Genomic DNA, 25,271 nt, shown 5'->3' with positions numbered 1-25,271 from the left:
CGATCAAATCCAGTTCAGAAGCAAAAGCGGGACGACGTTCGGCGCGAGTGCTTACGCGCGAAACGGCGTCCTTGCAGGCGATTCATTCGCGCCGCATTCATTCAGCGAGGCGCATGACGGCAATCAGGCTGCCAGCCATTGCGCCTTGCGCTCAACGCTTGCGAGCCGCCTGCGTTTCATCCACGCGCAGTTGTGCCGACAGCTTGTCCAGCACGCCGTTCACGTACTTGTAGCCGTCCGCGCCGCCGAACGTCTTGGCGAGCTCGACCGCTTCGTTGATGACCACGCGATAAGGAATGTCGAGGTGATTCTTCAGTTCAAACGCGGCTACCAGCAGCACGGCGCGTTCGACCGGCGAGAGCTGCTCGATCGGACGGTCCAGACACGGAGCGATTGCCGCGGAGAGTGCTTCCGAATCGCGGATCACGCCGTGCAGAATGGCGTCCAGATGTTCGTGGTCGGCCTTGTCGAAGCCTTGCGCGCCGCGCAGTTGCGCGTCGATTTCACCGCCGGGCGAGCCCGACAGCAGCCACTGGTAAAGCCCCTGCGTGGCCAGTTCGCGGGAGCGTCGGCGTGCGCTCTTCATGCCTCTTCCTCTTCTTCGTCTTCTTCCTCGTCGTCGCCGCCGAGTTGTTCGAGCGCGACAGCGAGATTCGCCATTTCGACAGCCACGCGCGCTGCGTCACGACCCTTTTCGGTCATGCGCGCGACGGCTTGCTCGTCGTTTTCGGTGGTCAGCACGGCGTTCGCGACCGGAATGCCGAAGTCGAGGCCGATACGCGTGATGCCCGCGCCGCTTTCGTTCGAGACCAGTTCGAAGTGGTACGTTTCGCCGCGAATCACCGCGCCGAGCGCGATCAGTGCGTCGAATTGCGCGCTTTCGGCGAGCTTTTGCAGCGCCAGCGGGATTTCCAGCGCACCCGGCACGGTGACGAGCAGCACGTCTTCGCCGGTCACGCCGAGGCGTTCGAGTTCTTCGATGCAGGAGTCAGCGAGGCCATTGCAAACGGGCTCGTTAAAGCGCGCCTGCACGATGCCGATACGCAGTCCGTCGCCGTCGAGATTCGGTTGGTATTGTCCGATTTCCATGTGAATTCCGTAGTGTTTTGAGTGGGCGCGAAGCGCGTGAATGGTCGGATCAGCCTTGTTGCGGAGCCTGTGCCTTGCCGCCCGGCATCGGCACGAAGCCCGTGACTTCGAGACCGTAGCCCGACATGCTGCCCAGCTTGCGCGGGTTCGACAGCACCTGCATCTTGCCGACACCGAGCTCACGCAGAATCTGCGCGCCGATGCCGTACGTCTTGAAGTCGACCGGACGGCGTTTGAGCGCGTCGGCTTTTTCCTTCGAGTCGAACGCTTTGAAAACGTCGATCAGATGATCCTTCGAGTCGCCGCAGTTCAGCAGCACGATCACGCCGCAATCCCGTGCGGCGATTTCTTTCATGGCCGCGTCCAGCGTCCACGAGTGGGTGGATTCGCCGACTTCGAGCAGGTCCAGCACCGACAGCGGCTCATGCACGCGAACCAGCGTGTCCTGATCCGTGCACGGCGTGCCGCGCACCAGCGCGATATGCGGCTGGCCGCTCGGCTGGTCGAGATACATGACCGCGCGGAATGCGCCGTGCGCGGTCTGCATGGTGCGTTCGCAAATCCGCTCGACGATCGACTCAGTGCGGCTGCGATAGTGGATCAGATCCGCGATCGTGCCGATTTTCAGACCGTGTTCTTTGGCGAATTCCATCAAGTCCGGCAGGCGCGCCATCGTGCCGTCGTCCTTGATGACTTCGCAGATCACCGCGGCCGGCGTGAGCCCGGCCAGCTGGGTGAAGTCGCAGCCCGCCTCGGTGTGGCCGGCGCGCACCAGCACGCCGCCGGGCTGGGCCATGATCGGGAACACGTGACCCGGCTGCACGATGTGCTCGGCCTTGGCGTCCGGCGCAACCGCGGCGGCAATCGTGCGGGCGCGGTCCGCCGCCGAGATGCCGGTGGTGACGCCCTCGGCCGCTTCGATGCTGACCGTGAACGCGGTGCCGTACTGCGTGCCGTTGCGGTAGGTCATGAGCGGCAGGTTCAGCAGCTTGCAGCGTTCCTGCGTGAGCGTCAGGCAGATCAGGCCGCGGCCGTAGCGGGCCATGAAGTTGATCGCTTCCGGCGTGACGAATTCGGCGGCGATCACGAGGTCGCCCTCGTTTTCGCGGTCTTCTTCGTCGACGAGGATCACCATCCGGCCTGCTTTCAGTTCGGCAATGATCTCTAGAGTGGAGGCGAGCGTCATGTTGGCGAGAGTTTCGAAGAAAGCGCGTATTTTACGCCACGCGCGGCCCCAAGTCGCCTCCGCCGAACGGCATAGGCCATTTGGCCGACTGGCGATGAGCCGTCCGCCGTTGCTATGCTCGTTGAAAACGATGGCCGCGTGAACCGGCCGAAGGCGGCGAGCCGCCGCCAGCCCATGCGTAGCCGGGCTTGCGGCCTGTTATTTCGGCGCGTTGAGCATGCGCTCGACGTAGCGCGCAATCAGATCGATCTCCAGATTCACCTGCGTACCTTCACGCAGGCGCTTGAGCGCGGTCACTTCGACCGTGTGCGGAATCAGGTTGATCGAGAATTCGCAGCCATCGTCGCGATCTTTAACCGAGTTGACGGTCAAGCTCACGCCGTTGACAGTGATAGAGCCTTTGAACGCCAGATAGCGGCCGATCTCGCGCGGCGCCAGCACGCGCAGCTCGTGCGATTCGCCGACCGGCGCGAAGTGCGTGACCGTGCCGAGGCCGTCCACATGGCCGGAGACGATGTGGCCGCCGAGCCGGTCGTGTGCGCGCAGCGCTTTCTCGAGATTGACTTCGCCGGTCTCGCCGAGGCCCGCCGTGCAGTTCAGGCTTTCGCGCGAGACGTCCACTTCGAACGAGTGGGCGGTCTTCGCGACCACGGTCATGCAGGCGCCCTGAATGGTTATGCTGTCGCCGAGCTGCACGTCGTCGAGGTCGAGGCCACCGGCTTCGACGTTCAGGCGCACGCCCGCGTCGCCGTCCGTGCCGAGCGGCTTGACTGATTCAATGCGGCCCACGGCCGCGACGATTCCTGTGAACATCGTACTAATCCTCGATCATTTCGAAACGGGTGGGGACGCGGGGTCGTTGCCGGGTCCGGGTTGGGGCATGAAGCGCGCGAGAATCCGCACATCTTCGCCGATCCGGTCGACCGCATGGAAGTTCAGTTTGACGCGGCCCTCGAGCGTTTCGGGCGCGCTCAGATTGAACATGCTCATCGAATCCATGCCGAGCAGGCTCGGTGCGAGATACACGAGCAATTCGTCGACGCAGCCTTCGCGCAGCAGCGAGCCGTTCAGCTTGTAGCCCGCCTCGACATGCAGTTCGTTGACGTTGCGCTGGCCGAGCACTTTGAGCACCGCGGGCAGATCGACCTTGCCGGCCGGGTTCGCCAGTTGCACGATCTCCGCGCCGCGATCGCGCAGCGCGTTGGCGCGATCGGTATGTCGCCCATCGAGATTGCCGCAGAAGATCAGTGTGGGTGCGCCGGCCAGAATCTGCGCCTCCGGCGGCACGTCGAGCTGGCTGTCTATCAGTACGCGTTGCGGCTGGCGCGGCGTGTCGACAGCACGCACCGTCATGCGCGGATCGTCTTCCCTGACCGTGCCGATGCCCGTCAAAATCGCCGACGCGCGAGCGCGCCAGGCGTGGCCGTCGGCGCGCGCCGCTTCGCCGGTGATCCATTGACTGTCGCCCGAAGGCAAGCCGGTGCGGCCATCCAGCGAGGCCGCCACTTTCATGCGTACCCACGGGCGGCCGCGTGTCATGCGCGAGACGAAGCCGATATTGAGTTCGTGCGCTTCGTGGGCAAGCAGTCCGCAGCGCACTTCAATGCCGGCGTCGCGCAACATGGCGAGACCGCGTCCGGATACCTGCGGATTGGGATCTTCCATTGCCGCGACAACGCGCGCGACCTGGGCTTCGATCAAAGCATTCGCACACGGCGGCGTGCGCCCGAAATGGCTGCACGGCTCCAGCGTCACGTAGGCCGTGGCGCCGCGCAGATCGTGACCGCGCGAGCGCGCGTCTTTCAGCGCGCGGATCTCAGCGTGGTCCTGACCGGCCGGTTGCGTAAAGCCTTCGCCGATCACCTCGCCGTTCTTGACGAGCACGCAGCCGACCCGCGGATTCGGGTCGGTGGTGTACATGCCGCGCTTGGCCAACGCGAGCGCGCGTTCCATATGGACGAAATCGGTTTGCGAAAACATCGGTGTCCGGTCGGGTACGGTGGCTAGGCTCTAACGGGTTTGGTTTTAGCGTATGTTGTCTCGCCGGCTTCAGGCCACGAGCGACGCGAACGCACCGCGCGCGGCGTCGATCGTGGCGTCCACGATCGCGTCGTCGTGAACGATCGAAACGAAGCCCGCTTCATACGCCGACGGCGCGAAGTACACGCCGGCGTCGAGCATCTTGTGGAAGAACGCGTTGAAGCGCGGCACGTCGCTCTTCGTGACTTCGGCGAAGCTGGTCGGGATCGAGTCCGTGAAGTAGAGGCCGAACATGCCGCCGAGCGAATCGGCCGCGAACGGCACCTTGGCTTCACGCGCCACGTTCGCGAGACCCTGCACGAGGCGCGTGGTGCGCGCGGCCAGCGTGTCGTAAAAGCCCGGCGCCTGGATCAGTTGCAGCGTTTTCAGGCCGGCCGCGACCGCGATCGGGTTACCCGAGAGCGTGCCCGCCTGGTAGACGCCGCCGAGCGGCGCGAGGTGGGCCATGATGTCGCGCCGGCCGCCGAAAGCCGCTGCCGGCATGCCGCCGCCGATCACCTTGCCGAGGCACGTCAGATCCGGCGTGATGCCGTAGACCTCTTGCGCGCCACCCAGGGCGACGCGAAAACCGCACATCACTTCGTCGAAAATCAGCACCGAGCCGTGCTTGGTACACAGGCGCCGCAAGGCTTGCAGGAATTCGGGCGTAGCGCGCACGAGGTTCATGTTGCCGGCCACCGGCTCGACGATCACCGAGGCGATCTCGTTGCCGAACGCCTTGAACGCTTCTTCGAGTTCAGCGACGTTGTTGTACTCGAGCACGGTGGTGTGCTTGGCGATATCCGCCGGCACGCCCGCCGAAGTCGGGTTGCCGAAGGTCAGCAGGCCCGAGCCGGCCTTGACCAGCAGACTGTCCGCGTGGCCGTGATAACAGCCTTCGAACTTGACGATACGGCTGCGGTTCGTGAAGCCGCGCGCGAGACGCAGCGCGCTCATGGTCGCCTCGGTGCCGCTCGACACCATGCGGACCTGTTCGATGGAGGGCACCAGCTTGCAGATTTCTTCGGCGATTTCCACTTCCGATTCGGTTGGCGCGCCGAACGAGAAGCCGTTGCCCAGCACGCGCTGCACGGCTTCGAGAACTTCCGGATGGACGTGGCCGAGGATCATCGGGCCCCATGAGCCGATGTAGTCGATATAACGCTGACCGTCCGCATCCCAGAAGTACGGGCCTTGCGCGCGTTCGATAAAGCGCGGCGTGCCGCCGACCGAGCGGAAGGCCCGCACCGGCGAGTTCACGCCGCCGGGAATGGTGCGTTGCGCGCGTTCGAAAAGGGTTTCGTTTCTGGACATGGCGATGACTGAAATTGGGGTTGCGCAGCAACGCGGGTGGCCTGTCGGCGAGTCGCGCGGCGCTGGGATGGGTGGGGAAATTGTACCGGAGTCAGCGTGAACAGGTTTTCCGGATGCGCCTGCGCAGCGGGCCGCTTGCTAGTTTTTGTGCGTGGGTCCCGTCGGCGTGTCGAACTTGGGCGGCTTGCGCTTGCCGGTGAGTTCCGCCCAGCGCTTTTCCAATGCGCCTTCGGCCATCGGCTTGATCACGGTGCCCGAGCTCTGCGCGTCCCACGTCTGTACGGAGAAAGGATGCGTGCGCAACATCTCGCGCGGAATCACCACGCCTTCGTGTGCATCGACGAGCCGGTCGTACACGAAGTCGATGCACAAACGGTAGCCGCGCTTCGTGGCCGGATCGGGGACCTCGTAAGGCGCGCGCGTCACGTAGCCAGAGCCGAAGATTCCCTTCGGTTCCTGTGCCACACGATGCAGGAACACCCGGTCGCCCGGCAGGATGCTGCGCGCAAATCCGCAGCCCCATGCGTCGGCCACCGCGACGCCTGAGGCCACGCGCTTGGCCACGTCGGGCAACTCGGGCCATGGCCATTTCTTGGGGCTCCAGATCAGCAGGAATGCGGTCATCGCATGGTCGCGTACAGAATGGTCGGGAAGGGCGCTGCGCAAAGAGTTGCGCGGCGCCCGAGCGTTCAGGCGGCAGCTTAACCGATCGGCAACGTGGCTGCCGCGAGTCGTCGACGCCATACCTGCGTCTTTGCGACCCGGTCCAGAGCCCGGCTGTGGTATTAGCCGTCGCGTACAATTGAGGCCGTCAAGTTGCTGTTTTCCCCGTTTCACCTGTTCCGCTGCCGATGACGGCGCGGCGCTTCATCTGGATTCCCATGTCTCACGTCACCAGAAGCCGGCCCGATGGCCGGCTGATTCTGTTGCTCGGTGCGCTTGCCGCATGCGGGCCGATTTCCATCGACATGTATCTGCCGAGCCTGCCGACCATCGCGCAGGCGTTCGCCATCAGCACCGGCGCCGCGCAGACGACGCTCACCAGCTTCATGTTCGGCTTTTCGATCGGCATGCTGCTCTATGGTCCGCTGTCCGATACCTATGGCCGCCGGCCCGTATTGCTCGGCGGCATCGTCATGTACGCGCTGGCTAGCGTCGCCTGCGCGATGTCGTTCTCGATCGGCTCGCTCGTGACGTTCCGTTTCGTGCAGGCGCTAGGCGCGGGCGCGGCCTCGGTGCTGGCGCGCGCCATCGCACGCGACGCCCACGGCCCGACCGATGCCGCTCGCGTACTGTCGATGCTCGCCATCGTCACGTCGATCGGACCGTTACTCGCGCCGCTCATCGGCGGACAGTTGCTGCTGCTCGGCGGCTGGCGTGTGGTGTTTATCGTGCTGACGTTGTTCGGCACGGTGTGCGCGATCACCGCGTTTCTCAAGGTGCCGGAAACGTGGCCGCGTGAGAAGCGTGCGCACTCGGCGTTGCTGAAGTCGTTCGGCGCGTACGGCAAGTTGCTGCGCGATCCGGTTGCGTGGGGGCACATGCTGTGCGGCGGCATGGCGTTCGCGTCGATGTTCGCGTATATCACCGCGACGCCGTTCGTCTACATCGAATATTTCCATGTGTCGGCGCAGCATTACGGCTTCCTGTTCGCGCTGAACATCGTCGGCATCATGTTCGGCAACTTCATGAATACGCGGCTCGTCGGGCGCCTCGGTTCGCTGCCGATCATTTCTTTCGCCGCGACCGTGAGCTGCATTGCGTCGCTGTTTGTCTGTCTCGTGTCGCTGACCGGCTGGGGTGGTCTGTGGTCGATCGTGTTTGGCCTGTTCTTCGTGGTCGGCGTGGTCGGTCTTCTGTCCGCCAACTGCACGACGGATCTGATGCATCGCTATCCACTGAATGCCGGCGCCGCGGCCGCCGTGTTCGGCGCCGTGCAGTTGGCGCTCGGTGCGTTGTCGAGCCTTGCTGTCGGACTCTGGCAGGACGGTTCGCCCAAGGGCATGGGCGTGACGGTGGGCGTGGCGGGCTTGTTGTGTTACCTCGGCCGGATTCTGGTTGTCAGGTGGCATGGGACCAAGGTGCCTGTCGCTGCCGTGTGAGGACTGATGAAGCGCGAGCCGCGCGGCGTCTACGGAAAACACCAGGTGTTGCGTGCGCGCGACCGTGCGTTTGAATTTCCGTTGCTATGATGGATCCACTGTTCCTCGGAGCGGCATTCATGGCGATCAGAGATTTGATGAACGGCGAACGGCAACAAGCCGCTTTCGCTGAAGCGCAGAAGCTGGCGGACAGCGGCGCCTATCACGATTACACAGACATCGAATACGTCTTGCGCTTTGATTTCGGCTTGTCTGATGTATCGACGCTGCTCGACAGTCAGTTGATGCATCGCGATCTGAACCGCCGTTGCGCGGATGCGCGCGAGAAGCTGGAATTGCTTGGCGTGTGATGTGTGCGGCACATTTGCAGAAGCGTGTTGATGTGAGGCGCTGTGCCTCGCGCGGGCAGCGCTAGCGTTGCATAATTGCGCGTGCGATTGCTCATCGCTTTTGCAAAATGGGATGCTGCCGTGCGGATGAATCGCACGCAGTGTCATGTGCCGTCGTCACATCTGGAGTGATATTCATGGCTGGTAGCCAGCACGACCCGCATCTGCCGCATATGGACAATCCCGCTACGCTTTCCCAGCCGGGCGGCCATTACAGTCATGTCGCGGTCGCAAATGGTTTCGTGTTCGTCTCGGGACAATTGCCGATCACGGCGCAAGGCGACAAGCTATCCGAGGCCTCGTTCGAGGTTCAGGCCGAACAGGTGTTGGCCAACGTGCAAGCCGCACTCGAAAGCGCCGGCAGCAGCGTTGCGCAACTGGTCCAGGTGCGCGTCTACATTGTCGATGTCGAGCACTGGATGAGCTTCAATCAGATCTACGCGCGTTGGGCCGGTGAAGCACGGCCTGCACGCGCGGTCGTGCCGGTTCCGCAGTTGCACTACGGTTTCAAGATCGAGGTCGAGGCGACCGCGCTGGTTTAGCGTTAGTTACTGACCTGGTGGCTTGAGCGTTGGCGCGTGCCCGGCAGTGGGGCGATTTCAACGAACCGCGTGAATGCTGTAGCCGATGCCGCGAGCTTCGCGTTACCACTTGCGCTCGCGGTGGCAGGAAATGAAAAACGGGCCAAGAGGCCCGTTTTCGTAAACGCATTCTGGCGGAGGCGGTGTCCGCATAGACGCCTTGCCCAGCAAGGCTTTCCGGCATGCTTAACCAAAAAGTACCCGTCAAAGTACCCGGAATTTCAGCGCCTTGCGGGACCATCGCGGCGGCGTATTTCCGGCCGGGAAAGTGCAATTTCTCGGTGAGGCAGTGATACAGGCTCTCGCATGGCTGGAGAGCCTTTGCGGACAAGGGTTTGGCCGTATCACTTTTGTATCACTCACACATATATATGGTGAGACAAACGTGATACTCATGTCGATAGCTCACGGCTATTTGCACGGCGGTTCGGCGCGGTCTGACTCACCGTTTGTGCTCAATCGCCCTCGCTCTGGTACGTTCCGCGCGCAAAGATTTCCCCGCGCCGCCGCCCTCCCGGCCGCGAAACGAAAACGGGCCTCACGGCCCGCGAAAGTGACTTTGAATGGTGGGGCGTCACGCGGCGTCGCGTATCCGCATGATCGTCTGGCGGCTTGTGCCGTATTGCTTCGCAACGGCGGCCACGCTTTCGCCTGCGTCAAGGCGTTGTACTACCTCTGCACGTTGCTCGCCGGAAAGGGCAGAGGGCCGCCCCATAACCTTGCCTTCGGCCTTCGCGCGTGCGATACCGGCGTTCGTCCGCTCGATCAGTAGATCGCGCTCAAACTCGGCCACGGCGTTTAGCACTTGCATCGTCATGCGTCCGGCCGCGCTCGTCAGGTCAACGCCACCCAATGCGAGACAGTGCACCCGCACACCACGCGCCGCCAACGCCTCGACGGTTGCACGCACATCCATCGCGTTGCGGCCAAGGCGGTCTAGCTTGGTCACAATCAACACATCACCCTCTTCCATCCGGTCGAGCAGTTTGGCGAATCCCGGCCGCTGGTCGGCGCTGACACTACCTGAGATGCTCTCCGTCACCACGCGGCGCTTATCAACAGCGAACCCGGCCGCCTCGATCTCGCGAATCTGGTTCGCCGTGGTTTGATCGGCCGTGCTGACGCGGGCATAAGCAAAGGTGCGGGACATGCTGTGTTCCTCAAATAGTCCGAAATGGGTGTACGAATATTAGCACATGTCCGAAATACGCAAACCCTTATTTTCGGACAGGGGTAAAAAGGGGCGTCCGTAAGGGATCGGTTTCGTACATAGACAATTCAATGCTATTTCTAGGCTGGACAATCGCAGTTAGAATCAGGCGCGCGCCGCCGCGCGTAAAAAACGAACAAGAACTCATGGCTTACGAAAACGCAAATTCATCCAATACGGGTCGCCAGAGGTCTACGGGCCGATCAGTTGCATCGGAAATTTCATCCGGCTTTGAGGGGCGCACAAGTTCGTTACATACGCTCTCGCCATATATCGGAAAGATGCGCCCGGAAATCGCGGCGTGGGCAATCGAATGCGTGAGCGAAATGGGCGATCTCATTTACGATCCGTTTTGCGGATCTGGAACGGTCTTGCTGGAAGCTTGGGCCAGCGGTCGCCGTGCCATTGGGACAGACTTGAATCCCTACGCGTGGCTCATATCGCAGGCAAAACTAAATCCATATGCACCCAAATCGGAGGCCGATGTTGACCTGATTTTGGATGCTTATGCATCGGAGGCAGCGCACGACTCCGATGCCGCACAGCTTCAGGACGTTGACCCGTGGGTTGCTAGTTTTTTTCATCCGGAGACGCTCAGAGACCTGCTGGGATGGGTGAGCACTCTCAGTCGCCACCATGATGCGTTCGCGCTCGCTTGCTTGCTGGGGATTGCCCATCACCAACGGCCCGGTTTTTTATCCTACCCGGCGAGCCACACCATTCCATATTTGCGAACCAGCAAGTTTCCCGAATCAGAATTCGGCGAAATGTATATGTACCGCGCGGTACTACCGCGCTTGAAAAAGAAAATTCTTCGAGCTTGTTCGAAAATGCCCGATTTGGACTTCTCCATCCAACGGAGCGTCGAACTTTGCGACGCCGCCGCCTTGCAGGTCACCGAGCGGGTGGACGCGATTGTTACCAGTCCACCATACATGGGGCAGTTGGACTACGCGCGGGACAATCGCCTCCGCCTTCATCTTCTCGGAGTGAAAAACTGGGAGGAGTTGAATCGCGATGTATCGCCAAATGCAGCTCAGTTCGTAAAGCAAATGGGCCAGTGCTTGGATGCTTGGCGGTGTATTTTGAAACCTGGGGGAACGCTTGCGATATTGGTTGGTGATACGACCAATACGACACGCAAGCGTCTTGATACGTTAGTTACCGACTTGGTGACAAACACGTGGCACGATTACGAACTCGATCAGGTGCTTGAAAGCCACATTCCGGACGCGCGCCGTGCGAGAAAAAACTGCAAAGGGTCGCAGTCGGAGTCGTTGCTTGTATTCCGGTTCCGGCCTTGACAGGAGAAAGACTTGAAGTCAGTAGCGATGTTCAATAATAAAGGCGGCGTTGGCAAAACAACACTGACGTGTAACCTCGCTTCATTCATAGCGACGGAATTTAATCTTCGCGTACTTGTCGTCGATTGTGATCCTCAGTGCAACGCGACCCAGCTCATCATGGGTGTCCCAGCTGCCGCGTCGCTTTACACGGGCGAAGAGAATGCCCCGCGGATCAGCACTATCACAGATGTCCTTAAGCCGATTGAGGACGGCGATTCAACCATCAGTACTGACTTGACGTTCTTAGGTGCGAACAGCAATCGGTTTCACGTCGACCTACTCGCAGGCCATCCAGCGTTTGCGGTAATTGAGGATAGACTGGGGGCGGCCTGGAGCTTAGTGAAGGGGCGCGACAAACAGGGGTTCCGTCAAACAAATTGGAACACCCTTTTGTGCCGATACCTTGAAGATAAGTACGATCTGGTTCTTTACGACTTGGGACCAAGCCTTGGGTCGATCAATAGGTCTGTTTTGATGGGCTGCGAGCACTTTCTGACGCCGCTCGGCTCCGATGTATTCAGTATTATAGGAGTGAAGAACATTTCCTCATGGCTGGATAACTGGATTGGCGACTATAAGCACTCGTGGGATGCCCTCAAAGACGCCGAACGGACCGATCTCAGCGAACGCTACGGGGTGCTGCCCACTCCAGCGATTATCGGGGGCTACGTCGGATACACGGTTCAGCAATACATCACCAAGTCTTACGGCAAGGAGCGCCGCGCCACTAAGGCATATGAGTCCATCATTGGCAGTGTGGATGCAGAAATCCACAGTGCGCTGCATGGATACTACAGTCCAGCGCTAACCGCTGACCCTTCTTTGGCCAAGCTGGGCGATATTCCACATCTATACAGCCTCGTCCCCTTGGCACAGAAGAAAGCTGTCCCAATTCACGGCTTACAGAGCGTTGACGGCTTGGTCGGATCGCAGTTTTCAGCTGTTCGAGACTATAAGGAGATGGTCTCGCCAATCGCCGCGCATCTGATAGCGAACCTGGGAATCGAGGTGAAGGAGAAGGCAGCGTGACTAACTGGCCAGAATCGTTAGTAATCGAGCTAGCGGCACGTCGATGCATCATTTTTCTTGGCTCCGGAACGTCGCTCAGCGCCACCAAGCGGACTGCCGGTGGCGACCAGAATCCGCCAACGTGGAAGGGTTTCTTGGAAATTTTGCGTGACGGACACAACAGGGGAGATCAAGGCGATCTTGAAATTGCCAACGGCCTCTTGGCCGGAGAAAAGTACCTTGACTGCGCTGAAGTGCTTCGGACGACCTGCATTCACGATGCCGATTACGGCCGTCTATTGGCGCGTACATTCGAAGGATATAGACCCACGGACATCCACTCGCATATCGAGAAAATAGACCAGAAGATCGTCGTCTCGACTAACTATGACTCACTGTACGAAGATCAATGCCGCCAAGGCGACGGCGCGGATGGATACGTCGTTCTCAACTACTACGACGAAGGACTGTTGGCGAGAATGCGTTCGCCTAAGCGCTTGATCATAAAAGCGCATGGCTCGGTTGCTCGTCCTGAGGCAACTGTTCTAACCCGTTCGGACTATTTCGCAGCTCGCGAGAAATACCAGGGGTTCTATAAGATTCTCGAAAGCTTGTTCCTGACGCACACTCTGTTGTTTATTGGATATAGCTTAAGCGATCCTGACGTACAGCTTCTGCTTGAGAACACGTCCATAACGGCGCAAAGCGCCCATCCGCACTATGCACTCATGGCGCAGGGGATCCATCCGGCGATGCGCGCGGCATTCTCCAATACGTATAACGTGGAAATTCTGGAGTTTGACCCCGCAAATAACTACGCGGATTTTGGAGCGAGCCTCGAAGCATTAGCGGCGCTTGTGCTGGAGCAGCGCGAGGATCAACCGAACGAATGACCACTATCGTCGCGGATGATCGCGGTTCGAAACTATAAGTTACAACGGGTTAGAATCGCTCCGTCAAGCCTAGGGCGGCCACCCGAAAACCGGATACCTTCACCGGCTGGCTTGGCAATCTTGAAGGGGCATACGAGAAGGGTATGCATGACAGCCAGTTCAATCCCATCCCCGCACCGCTATGGGCGGCTCCTGCGGTGGAGTCCTGAGCGTACTTTCGCGGACCAAATACCCGGCTTGCTGGTCGTTTTGCCGGTCGTGCGTGCAGGGAATCCTGTTGGCGTCCAAGTGCCGATGATGCTATGGCGCGTTGCGGTTTCGCTAACGTCGCAGCTGGCCGATATCACGGGAGCCGATGTGACGGACGAACGAATCCGCGACGGTCTGAGAGATGCAGAGGCGAGACGCGATCTAATGCGCCGTCACCGGGGTGCCGTCCTGTCTGAGCTGGCTGAGTCGGGCACTGTCGATGGACCGACGCTGGCCGCATGGCAGCCGGACCTGCAACACTTCACCATGGGCTATTCCGCACAGGCGATGCGTTTCACTGAGCAGCTGGCCGCGCCCACCGAAGTCGCGATGCAGTTTTGCTATGCAGGCCTGCAAAGTGTCGATACGGCCGTCCTCGCACGGCTGAATCACGATATTGATGCGACCGTGAATGCTTCCATGCTGGCGCAACGCTGCTATCTGGCGGCGCTGGGCGCGCTCGGCTTGACCGATCAAGGGATTGATCGCAATCCCGCTGGGAAGGGTGGTAAGGCGCGTGCGCAGAACGATCCGAAACAAGGGGAAAAGCGGTTCGTGTATGACTGCTGGCAAGACTGGAAAGCGGGTCGTCGCCAATACAAAAGCAATGCGGCTTTCGCGGTGGATATGCTGGATAAGTGTGAGCACGTCCAAAGCGTGAAATCAATCGAGACGTGGTGCACGAGATGGGGGCGGGGCGAAGATATCCCCTGCAAGGTGTAGCCAGCAGGACTGGCCGCCAATGTCAACCCGCCATCTGGCCGAATGGGAACGCTACTAGCAGCAATCCCGTCGAGCCAGATCGCGAGTTTTGGCCACTCCGCAAAGCCGCAAGAATGCTCCCGAATTCACGCGATTGGTCGTGGATGATTACGGGGGCAACATGCCAGCAAAAAACGATCTACACGTACCTCAACAGAAACGCATTGAGCGCATGCCGTCCGTTCTGGCGCGGGTGCAATTGAGCGAGTCCGAATTGAGAAGGCGGATTCACAAGGGGACATTTCCGAAACCTTTGAAGCTCGGCCCGCGCGCTATTGGCTTTCTCTCGTCGGAGGTCGATGCTTGGCTCGATTCGCTGACGAGCGGAGGTGCAGCATGACGCAAAGCGATGAAGTTTCACGCGCCGCTGTCGAGCGCACGGCCGCAGACCGCAGCGCAAGGCGGCACGCTGCTGACGCCGCTGATGCTGGGCACTATGCCGCGCTGATGGCACGACAACGGGAACGCTTCACGGCCGCCTTCGGTCGTTGCAAAGATGCCGAACGGTCGGAAATTGCACGCTGGATTAGCAAGGGGGCCGCCCTTCTCGAAGCGGACGCGAGGCATACGCCGTCCCGCGCGAAAGTGGCCGTCGATATGATGAAGAAAGCGGTGTTCATGCTCGATCCAAAGGCCCCGGCATGACACGCGCTCAAAGTCACTTTGCGGCGTGGCGCCCCGCGCGCCTCCGGACGCTGCGCATGATCCCCCTCGCTGGGACAGGTCTGAGGCGGGCACTTGCGCAGCTCGGCGGCCCGCAGTATCCTGCGGGCGTCGCTGAAACAACAGCGGCCGGGTTTTGCAGCCTGAAAATGTTGGCGGACGACCGCCGCAGCGCGGTTTTTTTACGTCCGTGCACCTTCGCGCGCCTTTTCAATGGGCGGGCCTTGGTGGGGGAGCCTTCGGGCTCGCCGGTGCCAACGTTCCGGTCTGCAAACCCTGTCATGCGCCCGCTCACCCCATTTTGCAGTGGACAGCGGGCTTTCAACCATAACGTTGGAGGCCGCACCATGCGTCCAGTATCTCCGTTCGCCCCTACCGGGCAAAACTCTCCCCTCATTCAATCGATCATCCGCGACGCCTTGCGAGCCGCCGCGACGGCCGACACGTATCAATCCGCGCTCGATGCTACCGGCGCTGCGCTGGTCGCTATTGCGGGCCTCGTCCGTGGGGAGGTGCGCCATGGTTGAGACGACCCGCACGGCAATCATCGAAGGCTTTGAGAACGCGCCGCCGCTCGATACGGGCGCTCCCATTGAGCTTCAATTCGCTGTCAACCTCGGTGCGATCTGCGCGGATGCCTGGCTGGAACTGAAGGGCACCGTGTTGCTGCATAACTATGCAGCGCATCAAACCGACGCGTTTTCGCGCGGCCTGACTGCCCGGATGCAGGACGACGATGCATTCGACTCTCACAGGCTGGCGGTAAGCCGTCAGGCGTTCGCTGCGGGTCTGATCGGCCGGGTACAGCAACACCTTCTCGCCGCTCTCGGCATGGTCACGCGCGATTCGCGCAGCGCGCATTAAGGGAGCGCGGACCATGGCAAAAACAAGCAAGAAAGCCACCGTGGCCACGTCGAAAACGTTCGTTGCCGAAGTCAATCGTGTTGACGCGCGCAAGGCCGGGATTCGTATCTCTGACGCTATGGAAGTACTCGATGGTCTGATTTGGGCAGCCGATCAAGCTGGCTCGCGACAGGACTACGACATGGTGATAACTCTGCTGCGCGCCGCGTTGCCGTCGGTGGGCGCTGCGCTTGAGGCCGCCAATGATGCGCTTGGCGAATGTCGCATTGGCAAATTCGCCTACAGCAACGATGTGAGCGCTGGCGGCGCGGTGCTGGAGGTATCGCATGCGCACTAACCTCGTCCTGATGCCCATGGCTAACGGCGCAATGGCGCTCTCCGCGGCGGCAATCTACATAGCCAAAGCGGTGCAATCCAGCCCTTAGACCGTACCTTGTTTCACGAGCGGAACTCTGCTCTGCCTGTGCGATAAGCACTGCTAATCGCCGGGATGCAGGGTCTGGCGGGCCGTGGCAATCGCGCGGTCCGCGCACGAACAGAGAACATATGAGCGATACACCAATGTCCGAATTCGAGCGCGCGAGGGTCGCGCTCGGCTATATCGAGCCTGACGACCGCGATACGTGGGTCAAGATGGCGATGGCACTCAAAACGGAGTTTGGCGACGAGGGATTTTCCCTCTGGAGCGACTGGAGCCGACAGGCCAAAGGGTTTAACGAGAAAGACGCGCGGGACGTCTGGAAGTCCGTCAAGGTAGGCAAAATCAGGCTGGCTACGCTCTTTCATATTGCTAAGGCTGGCGGATTCGATCCGCGCGCCCACAAAGCAAAGCCGCTCGATCCTGCGGAACGCAAGCGCCGGGAAGCGGGACGCGCCGCCAGTGAAGCCGCTGAGCTGGAGGCCAACGCAGCGAAGCACGCGACAGCGGCCGCGCTCGCTGAGCAAATTTGGTCGGCTGCTGGACCGGCTCGCGCCGACCACCCGTATCTTGTGCGCAAGTGCATCGATGCTGGCAAGCTGCGCATCTATCGCGGTGATCTGCGGATCGGCACGGCCGCATGTGACGGTGCGCTGATCGTTCCAGCTCGGGACGTGTCCGGCAAGCTATGGACGGTTGAATTTATCCTTGAGGATGGCCAGAAGCGCTACCTGCCGAACGGCCGCAAGTCGGGCTCATTCGCGTGGACCGGCGGCGCGGTGACGACAACGCTGCTCATCGGTGAAGGCTATGCGACGTGCGCCACGCTCACGGCCGCCACGGGCTTTCCTTCCGCTGTCGCCTTCGATGCGGGCGGCCTGCTGACCATCGCGACGGCGATGCGGGCTCAGCATCCAGACGCCCGGATCGTGCTGTGCGCCGACGACGACCACAAGACTCCGGGCAATCCGGGCATTGCCAAGGCTCGCGCGGCTGCGGATGCCGTGGGCGGCGTGGTGGCCGTGCCGGACTTTGGCGATGACCGCCCTTCCTCTGGAACGGATTTCAACGATCTGGCCGCACATCGCAACGGCGAAGCCGTGGCCGCTGCGGTGTTCGCGGCGCTGGCCGTGGGCGGCGCGCAGAGTGCAAGCAAGGGCAAGACACCGCCCACGACACAGAAGCCCGTCAAACGCCCTAAGACGGCCCGCGCGCAGGATGGAAAATCGCGCTTTGTGGTCGATGACAACGGCGTATGGTTTCACGGCTTCAACAATCAGGGCGAAGCATTGCCGCCGCACTGGGTCAGTACACGAATCGACGTGATCGCAGAGACCCGCAACGAGGTCAACAGCGAATGGGGATATCTGCTGGAATTTACCGACCGCGACGGCGTACAGAAGCGCTGGGCCGTCCCGGCCGGTCTTTTCGCCGGTGATGGAACGGAGCTGCGCCGCATGCTGCTTGATATGGGCGTCAAGCTCGGCGTGACACAGACGGCAAAGCAGCAGATCGCCAACTATATCCAGATGGCGCAGCCGGACGAGCGCGTGCGCTGCGTGCCGCGCGTGGGCTGGCATAACGGCGCATTCGTGCTGCCGGATAGGGTCATCGGCACGGGCCGTGAATCGCTGATCTATCAGGCCGATACGCCGATCCAGAGCCAGTTCAAGGAAAGCGGCACGCTGGACGACTGGCGGCGCGAGGTCGCCGCGTACTGTGTCGGGAACAGCCGTCTGCTGTTCTGCGTCGCAAGCGCGTTTGCGGGGCCGCTGCTGCACTTCTCCGGGCTTCAGTCCGGAGGCTTTCACATGCTCGGTACTACGTCAGAAGGCAAATCAACGGGCGGCGCGATTGCGGCATCCGTGTTTGGCTCAAAAGACTACGTGCGCGGATGGAAGGCGACAGACAACGCACTGGAAGCAGTAGCCACGCAGCATAGCGACGCGCTGCTAATCCTTGATGAAATCGGGCAGGTTGAGCCGCGCCTCGTTGGGGACGTGATTTATATGCTAGCGAACGAGTCCGGCAAGGCACGTGCGACGCGTACCGGCGCAGCAAAGCCCGTCCTCAGCTGGCGCCTGCTGTTCCTGTCCAATGGCGAAAAGAGCGTGGCCGCACTGATGGCTGAGGCAAACAAGCCGATGAAAGGCGGCATTGAGGTGCGGCTACCGGTGATCCCTTCGGACGCTGGCAAGGGCATGGGCGTGATTGAGGAACTGCACGGCTTTGATTCGCCACGTGCGCTGGTCGAGCATCTGAAACACGCCGCCAACCGACACTATGGTGCGGCCGGTCCTGCGTTCATTGAATGGGCGTCACAGGTTGCTGACGAACTGCCCGACTCGTTGCGCGAACGCATTGTCGAGCTGGTGCATGCATGGGTTCCGGGCGGCGCGCATTCGCAGGTAGCACGGGTTGCAGAGCGCTTCGCACTGGTCGGCGCGGCGGGCGAACTGGCGACGGCGGCCGGACTGACTGGCTGGCCGCAAGGCGCGTCTACAGATGCAGCCCGGACGTGCTTTGACGGCTGGCTTCACATGCGCGGCGGCGCAGGGAACTCCGACCAGGCAGACATGCTGCGACAGGTGGTCCACTTCTTCGAGGCGCACGCAGACGCGCGCTTCACGTGGCTGCACCGCGTCAAGGATGACCGCCGTGCAAACACGATGCAGCGTGCGGGCTTCAAGAAGCTGGTCAAGGTTGCTGCGGATGATGCGGCGGTGGGCGTGACCACGAACAGGGACTACATGGCTGAGTACGGCGAGACCATGAGCGACGGCGACGCTGAGAAAACAGAAGCAGAGTATTGGGTGTTGCCCGCCGTGTTTCGAAACGAAGTCTGCAAGGGTTTTGATTCACGCGTCGTAGAACGCCTGCTGATCGAGCGCGGGGCATTGAAGCCCGGTGCCGATGACAAGGCAACACGCTCTGAGCGTGTCCCGACTGTCGGGCCGACACGCGTCTACCGCATCCTGCCAGCTATCTTTTCTCTCGATCTCTGAGCATCGCCGCCCGCCGCGATGGGGCGGCGGCGCGGAATATTTCTGCGCGGCAAAGTGGCTTTGCGTTGGATCAAAGTCACTTTGCCCCTCGCACCAGCGCAGATACGCGGGCGGATCGACCGTCCCGATTGTTGTCTGTATTGCAACGATGCGCTGATTCTGTATCACCGCAGTGAGACGAGGTGATACAGAATTGTGAGACGCGGAAAGCCTTTCCAGTCAACATTCAAAGGCGAATTGAAAGGTTTGTATCACTGTCTCACCCGAAAACCGCAATGAGCGGACAGCGAATTCACGTGGCGCTCTCCATCAAGCCAATGTCGGCAAGGGTTTTCGCGATTTCACCGCGCCTCGAAAGGGGGGTGTCGCCAATCGGCTCACTCCGCCATTGTTGCGCAATCAACGAAAGTGAGCCGCACCCTCGGGCGGCGCCTGCGTCCTCCATTTCCCGCACGTGACTTCTGACCCGTTGCCCTGCGCTGGCGCGCCCAACAGACGGCCATATCGGTACTCCAGCCAGTCCGTGGGCGCTCCTGAATGGGTTGCCGTCACGGGCAATTCAAGCCCGGTTAGCGCGCAACGGACGGAGCCTTCCGCACGGTAAAGCGGCCGGATGCGAGGGTAGCCGAAGCCAACTCAGCGGCCGTTGTGGCGTCCCGAAGCGATGCCGACGCCCCGCAGACGGCCCGACCGGGGGCTGGCCAAAAGTCTAGGCCTTCGCCGGATGGGACCGCGTGTTTAGGAACATTTTTGTGTGCGCAAGTTTCGGGTGGGGGGGGTATCAAGCGCCCTACGTCTGGTGCGAGGCTCCGCCGTCAGAATCTGAGTCGTCAGCCCCACGCCCACGCGAGAATTATTCCCGCGCCGCCTGTCTGGCCGCGCTCAACCGGCCGCCGCATCGCCGTGCAACGGGATGACGTTCGCCCCGCTCTGCTGGTCGATGTAGTCGGCCCATGCCTGCATCAGCTCACGCCGCTTGTCGAACAGATCGCCACGCCGATAGGCACTCTCCGTCTTGTTCCGGATCGCATGGGCCAATGCCATCTCTGCAACCTCGTTCGGAAAGGCGGTGCATTCGGCTGCCCAGTCGCGGAACGTCGAGCGAAAGCCGTGCGTGGTCAGATCGGTGCGCTTCATGCGCTCCAGCAGCATCAGCATTGCCATGTTCGAAAGCGGGCGGCCTTCCTTGATACCCTCGAAGACCAAGCCCGCGCCGCCGAACGTGGGCAGTGCCTTCAGGAGTGCCACCGCCGCCGACGACAGAGGAACGCGGTGCTCCCGTTTCGCCTTCGTGCGCTGGGCTGGAACGGTCCATACCGGCACGGACAGATCGAATTCAGGCCACGCGGCGTACAGCGAATCACCCGTGCGCGTCGCCGTCAGGATCGTGAATTCGAGCAGGCGCGCTGATGTGGCATCGTTGGCCCGAAGCTGGTTGAAGAATGGGCCGATCTCGTCATACGGTAGCGCCGCGTGGTGGCCTTCTTTCTGAACCTTTGATGGTGAGGGTAGCAGCTGGTCGAGATGGCCGCTCCAGCGCGCTGGATTCTCGCCAGCACGTAGGCCGCTTACCTTCGCCCAGTCCATGATGTTCTCTATGCGGCCACGCAGTCGCGAGGCTGTCTCGTTCTTCGTGAGCCAGATCGGCTGTAAGACGTGCATCACGAGGTCAGTGTCGATATCTACGGGCCGCAGTGCGCCGATGAACGGATACGCGTAGGTAGTGAGTGTGTTTTCCCATTGCTGCGTGTGCTTCGGATTCGCCCACTCGGCGCGGCGGGCCTTGATGTACGCCTCGGCGCATTGCTTGAACGTCAGCGACCGGGCCGTCTCGATCTTGCGTCGCGCCTTGTCCTGCTTACGCAGCGTCGCCGGATCATCACCACGCGCCACAGCGGCACGGTGCTCGTTACGCGCGACGCGCGCGAGCTCCAGCGTAACGCGTGGGTACGGGCCGATTTGAATCAGGCCTTCGCGGCCATCCGGCTTCGTATATCGGAACTGCCAGTACTTGAGGCCAGTAGGCTTGACGTGCAGCGCGAGACCGCCGCCATCATTGAGGCGATAGGCGGCCGCACGTGGCTTGGCGGAGCGGCATTGAAGATCGCGGAGAAGACTCTCAGGCATGGCCGGGAAATACGCCTCAAAAAGTACCCGAAAAAGTACCCGGGAAATTGAGGGATTTTACGGCTTTTCTTGGATGCTTGTGGAGGTTCGGATTCGCCGCAAAGCCTTGTGCTGCTTGGCTCTGCGGGTCTTTGCGGAAATTTCTGAATGTTAATTCTGGCGGAGGCGGTGAGATTCGAACTCACGGAAAGATTGCTCCTTCGCCGGTTTTCAAGACCGGTGCCTTAAACCACTCGGCCACACCTCCAAGCCCTAAATTGTAACCTGAAAAAACCTCGCTGCGGCGTCCGGTCGATCCGCAATCACTGCGGATCTTTCAGAAACAGCTCCTGCAAATCATTCAGGAACGCCTGGCCGAGCGGCGTGGGCGCGATCTTTTCGTGGTCGCGCGTGATCAGCTTGCGCCGTTCGGCTTCCTGCAAGGCCGGCTCGATCGACGTCATCGACATGCCCGTGCGCTCGATGAACCGATGCACCGGAAACCCTTCCACCAGCCGCAGCGCGTTCAGCATGAACTCGAACGGCAGATCGCGCGTCCCGACTTCGTGCTCTTCCTGCACTGCCGTGCCGGCCTTCGCCTGCTCGATGAACGTGGTGGGATGCTTGTAGCGCGCCTGGCGCAGCACGCGATTCGGAAACGACAGCTTCGTGTGCGCGCCCGCGCCGATGCCGAGATAGTCGCCAAAACGCCAGTAGTTCAGGTTGTGCTTGCTCTGCCGATGCGGCTGCGCATACGCCGACACCTCATAGCGCTCGTAACCCGCAGCGCAGGTGCGCTCGTGAATCCAGTCCTGCATGTCGGCGGATGCATCGTCGTCGGGCAGGGCGGGCGGGAACTTCGCGAACAACGTGTTCGGTTCGAGCGTCAGGTGGTACAGCGACAAATGCGGCGGCGCGAACGACAACGCCGTCTCGACATCCGCCTGGCATTCGGCGAGCGTCTGCCCCGGCAGCGCGAACATCAGATCGAGGTTGAAGTTGTCGAAGGTGGTCGCAGCAACCTCGACGGCATGGCGCGCCTGCGCCGAGTCGTGAATGCGGCCGAGCGCCTTCAGATGCGCTTCGTTGAAACTCTGAATACCCACCGAAAGCCGGTTCACGCCGCTCGCGCGAAATTGCGCGAATTTGGCGGCTTCGAAGGTGCCGGGATTGGCTTCGAGCGTGATTTCAGCGTCGGCGTCGAGCGGCAGCAGCGCGCGCACATCCGACAGCATGCGATCCAAACCGGCCGCCGAAAGCAGGCTGGGCGTGCCGCCGCCGATGAACACCGTATGCACCTGCCGTCCCCAGACCAGCGGCAGCGCCATTTCGAGATCTGCGCGCAAGGCGTCGAGATACTCGTTCTCCGGGAACGTGTCGCCTTTCCATTCGTGCGAGTTGAAATCGCAATACGGACACTTGCGCACGCACCACGGAAAATGCACATACAACGCCAACGGCGGCAGCGACGTCAGCCGGATACTGCCCGGCGACGTGAAGGCCTTGATGACGCCGTTGCCGATATCGGCGGGCGCCGGTTTGATCGGAATCACGCTTCCTCCGTCAGACGCTCGAGCAGTTGGCGCAACGCAATCGCGCGGTGGCTGCTGGCGTTCTTCACCGCCGGTTCAAGTTCGGCGGCGCTCGCGTTCAGCGACGGCAAAAAGAAGTACGGGTCGTAGCCGAATCCATGTGCGCCGCGCGGCGCGCCCAGCATTTCGCCATGCCAGCGGCCTTCGGCGATCAGCGGCTCGGGATCGTCCGCGTGACGCACCAAGGCCAGCACGCAGAAGTAATACGCGCGTCGATCGGTCTCGCCTCGCAACGCCGAGACGAGGCGTGCGTTATTCGCAGCGTCGCTCTTTTCGCCGCCGGCAAGCTGCGCGTAGCGCGCCGAATAGACACCCGGTGCGCCGCGCAGCGCGCGCACGCAAAGGCCCGAGTCGTCGGCGAGCGCGGGCAGGCCGGTCAGCTTCGACGCGTGACGCGCCTTGGTCAGCGCGTTTTCGACGAAGGTCGGATGCGGCTCTTCGGCTTCCGGCACGTTCAGCTCGCCCTGCGGAATCAGTTCGATGCCGGCCGCGCCGAGCAACGCCGCGAACTCGCGCAGCTTGCCCGCGTTGTTCGACGCCAGCACGACTTTTTTCAACGGCGCGCCTGAATCGGCTGCGCCATTGCGTTGAAAAACCTCACTCACTCTTTTGCTCCAACGCCGCCTTCTGCTTCGCGATCAGCGTATTGATGCCGTCGCTCGCCAGATCCAGCAGCGCGTTCATTTCGTCGCGCGAAAATGCCACGCCTTCAGCGGTGCCCTGAATTTCGACGAAGCCGCCCGCGCCCGTCATCACCACGTTCATGTCGGTGTCGCATTGCGAGTCTTCGTCGTAATCGAGGTCGAGCACCGGCAGGCCGTCGTACACGCCCACCGAAATCGCCGCGACGTAATCCGTGATCGGCGAGCTTTCGATGCGGCCCGTGGCCAGCAACTTGGCCACCGCGTCATGAGCGGCCACGAACGCGCCGGTGATGCTGGCCGTGCGCGTGCCGCCGTCGGCCTGGATTACATCGCAATCGATATGCAGCGTACGCGCGCCGAGCTTCTCCAGATCGAACACCGAGCGCAGCGCGCGGCCGATCAGCCGCTGGATTTCCTGGGTGCGGCCAGTCTGTTTGCCGCGCGCGGCTTCGCGGTCGCTGCGCGTATGCGTCGCACGCGGCAACATGCCGTATTCGGCGGTCAGCCAGCCCTGGCCGCGGTCGCGCAGAAACGACGGCACGCTCTCGGCAATGCTCGCCGTGCAGATCACTTTCGTATCGCCGAATTCGACCAGCACCGAGCCTTCCGCGTGCTTCGTGTAGTGGCGCGTGATGCGCACGTCGCGCAGCTGATTGGCCTGGCGGCCGCTGGGGCGTTGGGTGTCGTTGGTCATGTTGGGATCGGTCAGGAAGAAAAGCAGGAGGGAAAGCGCGATTTTACAGCCGATCGGGCGAGGCGGCTGCCCGCATGTGCCGGGGCTCTCCAAGGGGACCTATCGCCAAAAATGGGATAATGCCGTTTCCCCGCCCCGCGTCTCGTACACGCCGGGCGATTCGACTCTCCGGCCATCGTCGAACGCATGGCCACAATCGCGAGAAATACGATGATCTACAGCATGACTGGCTATGCGAGCGCGACACGCGAACTCGTCGCGGCCTCGGGCACCGGCGGCGTGAGCGTATCGGTCGAACTGCGCACCGTGAACTCGCGCTTTCTCGATCTGAACTTCCGCATGCCGGAAGACGTGCGTGTGTGCGAACCCACGCTGCGCGAGATGCTGATGAACAAGCTGTCGCGCGGCAAGGTCGATATCCGTATCAACCTGCAACGCAGCGAACAATCCGCCAACGCGGGTTCGATCAATCACGACACGCTCGCGCAACTCGCGCTGCTCGAACGCACGGTGCTCTCGACGTTTCCGGAAGCCGAGCGGCTGCGCACCGGTGAGATTCTGCGCTGGCCGGGCATGCTGGCCGAAAGCGGCGTGGCGCCTGAAGTGCTGCGCGACGCCGTGCTCGCCTGCGGCAAGCAGGCCATCACCGACCTGATCGACGTGCGCGCCCGCGAAGGCGCGCAACTGGCGACGATGCTGCTCGCGAACGTCACCGAAATGGAAGCGATCGTCACGAAGATCACGCCGCTCGTGCCTGAACTCATCGCCAAGCATCAGCAGAAGATTGTCGAGCGCTTGCAGGAAGCGCTCGGTATCGCCGCACCGGATACCGCCGCGACGATCGTCTCGCGTGAAGAGATCAACGAGCGGATTCGCCAGGAAGTGACGATGTACGGCATCCGTATCGACATCGCCGAAGAACTGTCGCGCCTCACGGCTCATCTGAACGAAACGCGTCACGTGATCCAGAAGGGCGGCAAGGTCGGCAAGCGTCTCGACTTCATGATGCAGGAGCTCAACCGCGAAGCGAACACGCTCGGTTCGAAGGCGGCCGCGAAGGAACTGGCGGATTCGTCGATGACCTTGAAGCTGCTCATCGAACAGATGCGCGAGCAAGTACAGAATCTGGAATAAGGC

General features: G+C 61.6%; 26 protein-coding genes and 1 tRNA gene. 14 read left to right on the top strand and 13 right to left on the bottom strand.

The genetic code is table 11. The annotated features are described in order from the left end of the window. Positions 1-151: 151 nt before the first annotated feature. From nusB to PQR54_RS20650, 7 genes are all read right to left on the bottom strand, one after another. Entirely contained in the window at positions 152-586 is a 435-nt protein-coding gene (nusB, locus tag PQR54_RS20680; RefSeq protein WP_091799810.1) for a transcription antitermination factor NusB, read from the bottom strand. Further along, positions 583-1,089, bottom strand: a complete 507-nt coding sequence (gene ribH, locus PQR54_RS20675) for a 6,7-dimethyl-8-ribityllumazine synthase (protein WP_006050161.1) — start codon at positions 1,087-1,089, stop codon at positions 583-585. Before ribH ends, nusB begins: the two co-directional genes overlap by 4 nt. Before the next feature lie 49 nt (positions 1,090-1,138). Continuing rightward, positions 1,139-2,275 carry a bifunctional 3,4-dihydroxy-2-butanone-4-phosphate synthase/GTP cyclohydrolase II gene (gene ribBA, locus PQR54_RS20670; RefSeq protein ID WP_408248887.1) on the bottom strand — a complete coding sequence of 379 codons (1,137 nt, stop codon included), beginning with the start codon at positions 2,273-2,275 and terminating at the stop codon, positions 1,139-1,141. A gap of 198 nt (positions 2,276-2,473) precedes the next feature. Further along, on the bottom strand, positions 2,474-3,088 hold the full coding sequence (locus PQR54_RS20665; RefSeq protein WP_012434067.1) for a riboflavin synthase: 615 nt from the start codon (positions 3,086-3,088) through the stop codon (positions 2,474-2,476). Positions 3,089-3,103: 15 nt separating this feature from the next. After that, positions 3,104-4,255 carry a bifunctional diaminohydroxyphosphoribosylaminopyrimidine deaminase/5-amino-6-(5-phosphoribosylamino)uracil reductase RibD gene (gene ribD / locus PQR54_RS20660; RefSeq protein WP_408248885.1) on the bottom strand — a complete coding sequence of 384 codons (1,152 nt, stop codon included), beginning with the start codon at positions 4,253-4,255 and terminating at the stop codon, positions 3,104-3,106. A gap of 69 nt (positions 4,256-4,324) precedes the next feature. Beyond that, entirely contained in the window at positions 4,325-5,608 is a 1,284-nt protein-coding gene (hemL, locus tag PQR54_RS20655; protein ID WP_408248883.1) for a glutamate-1-semialdehyde 2,1-aminomutase, read from the bottom strand. Positions 5,609-5,746: 138 nt separating this feature from the next. Next, entirely contained in the window at positions 5,747-6,232 is a 486-nt protein-coding gene (locus tag PQR54_RS20650) for a hypothetical protein (protein ID WP_408248881.1), read from the bottom strand. Between the two features lie 257 nt (positions 6,233-6,489). On the opposite strand from PQR54_RS20650, the gene PQR54_RS20645 reads away from it, so the two are divergent. From PQR54_RS20645 to PQR54_RS20635, 3 genes are all read left to right on the top strand, one after another. Beyond that, the gene (locus PQR54_RS20645) at positions 6,490-7,710 is read left to right on the top strand and encodes a Bcr/CflA family multidrug efflux MFS transporter (protein ID WP_408248879.1); all 1,221 of its coding nucleotides are present in this window, start codon (positions 6,490-6,492) and stop codon (positions 7,708-7,710) included. Between the two features lie 119 nt (positions 7,711-7,829). Beyond that, positions 7,830-8,060, top strand: coding sequence for a hypothetical protein (locus PQR54_RS20640; RefSeq protein ID WP_106313883.1), 231 nt, complete (start codon positions 7,830-7,832; stop codon positions 8,058-8,060). A gap of 176 nt (positions 8,061-8,236) precedes the next feature. Further along, on the top strand, positions 8,237-8,641 hold the full coding sequence (locus PQR54_RS20635) for a RidA family protein (protein WP_408248877.1): 405 nt from the start codon (positions 8,237-8,239) through the stop codon (positions 8,639-8,641). Positions 8,642-9,254: 613 nt separating this feature from the next. On the opposite strand, the gene PQR54_RS20630 is transcribed toward PQR54_RS20635, so the two are convergent. Further along, entirely contained in the window at positions 9,255-9,830 is a 576-nt protein-coding gene (locus tag PQR54_RS20630; RefSeq protein WP_408248875.1) for a recombinase family protein, read from the bottom strand. A gap of 206 nt (positions 9,831-10,036) precedes the next feature. On the opposite strand from PQR54_RS20630, the gene PQR54_RS20625 reads away from it, so the two are divergent. From PQR54_RS20625 to PQR54_RS20580, 10 genes are all read left to right on the top strand, one after another. Further along, positions 10,037-11,194 (top strand): DNA methyltransferase, encoded by a 1,158-nt coding sequence (locus PQR54_RS20625; RefSeq protein ID WP_408248873.1) that lies wholly within the window; start codon positions 10,037-10,039, stop codon positions 11,192-11,194. Positions 11,195-11,206: 12 nt separating this feature from the next. Continuing rightward, positions 11,207-12,265 carry a ParA family protein gene (locus tag PQR54_RS20620; RefSeq protein ID WP_408248871.1) on the top strand — a complete coding sequence of 353 codons (1,059 nt, stop codon included), beginning with the start codon at positions 11,207-11,209 and terminating at the stop codon, positions 12,263-12,265. Beyond that, a complete protein-coding gene (locus tag PQR54_RS20615) occupies positions 12,262-13,137 on the top strand; it encodes an SIR2 family NAD-dependent protein deacylase (RefSeq protein WP_408248869.1) in 876 nt (291 codons plus the stop codon). The genes PQR54_RS20620 and PQR54_RS20615 overlap by 4 nt, the downstream gene beginning before the upstream one ends. A 147-nt stretch (positions 13,138-13,284) precedes the next feature. Further along, the gene (locus PQR54_RS20610) at positions 13,285-14,109 is read left to right on the top strand and encodes a hypothetical protein (RefSeq protein WP_408248867.1); all 825 of its coding nucleotides are present in this window, start codon (positions 13,285-13,287) and stop codon (positions 14,107-14,109) included. Positions 14,110-14,197: 88 nt separating this feature from the next. Beyond that, entirely contained in the window at positions 14,198-14,488 is a 291-nt protein-coding gene (locus PQR54_RS20605; RefSeq protein ID WP_408248865.1) for a helix-turn-helix transcriptional regulator, read from the top strand. Then, positions 14,485-14,793: a hypothetical protein gene (locus PQR54_RS20600; protein ID WP_408248863.1), complete on the top strand. Its 309-nt coding sequence runs from the start codon at positions 14,485-14,487 to the stop codon at positions 14,791-14,793. Before PQR54_RS20605 ends, PQR54_RS20600 begins: the two co-directional genes overlap by 4 nt. A 365-nt stretch (positions 14,794-15,158) precedes the next feature. Further along, a complete protein-coding gene (locus PQR54_RS20595) occupies positions 15,159-15,338 on the top strand; it encodes a hypothetical protein (RefSeq protein WP_408248861.1) in 180 nt (59 codons plus the stop codon). Then, positions 15,331-15,675, top strand: a complete 345-nt coding sequence (locus PQR54_RS20590; RefSeq protein ID WP_408248859.1) for a hypothetical protein — start codon at positions 15,331-15,333, stop codon at positions 15,673-15,675. The genes PQR54_RS20595 and PQR54_RS20590 overlap by 8 nt, the downstream gene beginning before the upstream one ends. 13 nt (positions 15,676-15,688) lie before the next feature. Beyond that, positions 15,689-16,012 (top strand): hypothetical protein, encoded by a 324-nt coding sequence (locus PQR54_RS20585; protein WP_408248857.1) that lies wholly within the window; start codon positions 15,689-15,691, stop codon positions 16,010-16,012. Positions 16,013-16,236: 224 nt separating this feature from the next. Next, positions 16,237-19,098, top strand: a complete 2,862-nt coding sequence (locus PQR54_RS20580; protein ID WP_408248856.1) for a DUF927 domain-containing protein — start codon at positions 16,237-16,239, stop codon at positions 19,096-19,098. A gap of 882 nt (positions 19,099-19,980) precedes the next feature. On the opposite strand, the gene PQR54_RS20575 is transcribed toward PQR54_RS20580, so the two are convergent. From PQR54_RS20575 to rph, 5 genes are all read right to left on the bottom strand, one after another. Next, a complete protein-coding gene (locus tag PQR54_RS20575) occupies positions 19,981-21,225 on the bottom strand; it encodes a tyrosine-type recombinase/integrase (protein ID WP_408248854.1) in 1,245 nt (414 codons plus the stop codon). A gap of 157 nt (positions 21,226-21,382) precedes the next feature. Continuing rightward, a tRNA-Ser gene (locus PQR54_RS20570) sits at positions 21,383-21,472 on the bottom strand. A 55-nt stretch (positions 21,473-21,527) separates the two neighbouring features. Next, positions 21,528-22,757, bottom strand: coding sequence for a radical SAM family heme chaperone HemW (hemW, locus tag PQR54_RS20565; RefSeq protein ID WP_408248852.1), 1,230 nt, complete (start codon positions 22,755-22,757; stop codon positions 21,528-21,530). Next, positions 22,754-23,401 carry an RdgB/HAM1 family non-canonical purine NTP pyrophosphatase gene (gene rdgB, locus PQR54_RS20560; protein WP_408248850.1) on the bottom strand — a complete coding sequence of 216 codons (648 nt, stop codon included), beginning with the start codon at positions 23,399-23,401 and terminating at the stop codon, positions 22,754-22,756. The genes hemW and rdgB overlap by 4 nt, the downstream gene beginning before the upstream one ends. After that, the gene (gene rph, locus PQR54_RS20555) at positions 23,394-24,134 is read right to left on the bottom strand and encodes a ribonuclease PH (RefSeq protein WP_012434054.1); all 741 of its coding nucleotides are present in this window, start codon (positions 24,132-24,134) and stop codon (positions 23,394-23,396) included. Before rph ends, rdgB begins: the two co-directional genes overlap by 8 nt. A 210-nt stretch (positions 24,135-24,344) precedes the next feature. Between rph and PQR54_RS20550 the strand changes: the two genes are divergently transcribed. Further along, positions 24,345-25,268, top strand: a complete 924-nt coding sequence (locus PQR54_RS20550; RefSeq protein ID WP_408248848.1) for a YicC/YloC family endoribonuclease — start codon at positions 24,345-24,347, stop codon at positions 25,266-25,268. Positions 25,269-25,271: the final 3 nt, after the last annotated feature.

Origin of the sequence: Paraburkholderia phytofirmans, from assembly GCF_046028095.1 — a bacterium.
Lineage (GTDB): Bacteria > Pseudomonadota > Gammaproteobacteria > Burkholderiales > Burkholderiaceae > Paraburkholderia > Paraburkholderia phytofirmans_A.
The sequence above is the reverse complement of the archived record's forward strand: the minus strand, read 5'-3'. Positions and strand labels throughout refer to the sequence as shown.

Coding starts and splice junctions, on each gene's coding strand:
- nusB (WP_091799810.1), bottom strand. CDS start 586: ATGAAGAGCGCACGCCGACGCTCCCGCGAACTGGCCACGCAGGGGCTT.
- ribH (WP_006050161.1), bottom strand. CDS start 1,089: ATGGAAATCGGACAATACCAACCGAATCTCGACGGCGACGGACTGCGT.
- ribBA (WP_408248887.1), bottom strand. CDS start 2,275: ATGACGCTCGCCTCCACTCTAGAGATCATTGCCGAACTGAAAGCAGGC.
- PQR54_RS20665 (WP_012434067.1), bottom strand. CDS start 3,088: ATGTTCACAGGAATCGTCGCGGCCGTGGGCCGCATTGAATCAGTCAAG.
- ribD (WP_408248885.1), bottom strand. CDS start 4,255: ATGTTTTCGCAAACCGATTTCGTCCATATGGAACGCGCGCTCGCGTTG.
- hemL (WP_408248883.1), bottom strand. CDS start 5,608: ATGTCCAGAAACGAAACCCTTTTCGAACGCGCGCAACGCACCATTCCC.
- PQR54_RS20650 (WP_408248881.1), bottom strand. CDS start 6,232: ATGACCGCATTCCTGCTGATCTGGAGCCCCAAGAAATGGCCATGGCCC.
- PQR54_RS20645 (WP_408248879.1), top strand. CDS start 6,490: ATGTCTCACGTCACCAGAAGCCGGCCCGATGGCCGGCTGATTCTGTTG.
- PQR54_RS20640 (WP_106313883.1), top strand. CDS start 7,830: ATGGCGATCAGAGATTTGATGAACGGCGAACGGCAACAAGCCGCTTTC.
- PQR54_RS20635 (WP_408248877.1), top strand. CDS start 8,237: ATGGCTGGTAGCCAGCACGACCCGCATCTGCCGCATATGGACAATCCC.
- PQR54_RS20630 (WP_408248875.1), bottom strand. CDS start 9,830: ATGTCCCGCACCTTTGCTTATGCCCGCGTCAGCACGGCCGATCAAACC.
- PQR54_RS20625 (WP_408248873.1), top strand. CDS start 10,037: ATGGCTTACGAAAACGCAAATTCATCCAATACGGGTCGCCAGAGGTCT.
- PQR54_RS20610 (WP_408248867.1), top strand. CDS start 13,285: ATGACAGCCAGTTCAATCCCATCCCCGCACCGCTATGGGCGGCTCCTG.
- PQR54_RS20600 (WP_408248863.1), top strand. CDS start 14,485: ATGACGCAAAGCGATGAAGTTTCACGCGCCGCTGTCGAGCGCACGGCC.
- PQR54_RS20595 (WP_408248861.1), top strand. CDS start 15,159: ATGCGTCCAGTATCTCCGTTCGCCCCTACCGGGCAAAACTCTCCCCTC.
- PQR54_RS20590 (WP_408248859.1), top strand. CDS start 15,331: ATGGTTGAGACGACCCGCACGGCAATCATCGAAGGCTTTGAGAACGCG.
- PQR54_RS20585 (WP_408248857.1), top strand. CDS start 15,689: ATGGCAAAAACAAGCAAGAAAGCCACCGTGGCCACGTCGAAAACGTTC.
- PQR54_RS20580 (WP_408248856.1), top strand. CDS start 16,237: ATGTCCGAATTCGAGCGCGCGAGGGTCGCGCTCGGCTATATCGAGCCT.
- PQR54_RS20575 (WP_408248854.1), bottom strand. CDS start 21,225: ATGCCTGAGAGTCTTCTCCGCGATCTTCAATGCCGCTCCGCCAAGCCA.
- rph (WP_012434054.1), bottom strand. CDS start 24,134: ATGACCAACGACACCCAACGCCCCAGCGGCCGCCAGGCCAATCAGCTG.
- PQR54_RS20550 (WP_408248848.1), top strand. CDS start 24,345: ATGATCTACAGCATGACTGGCTATGCGAGCGCGACACGCGAACTCGTC.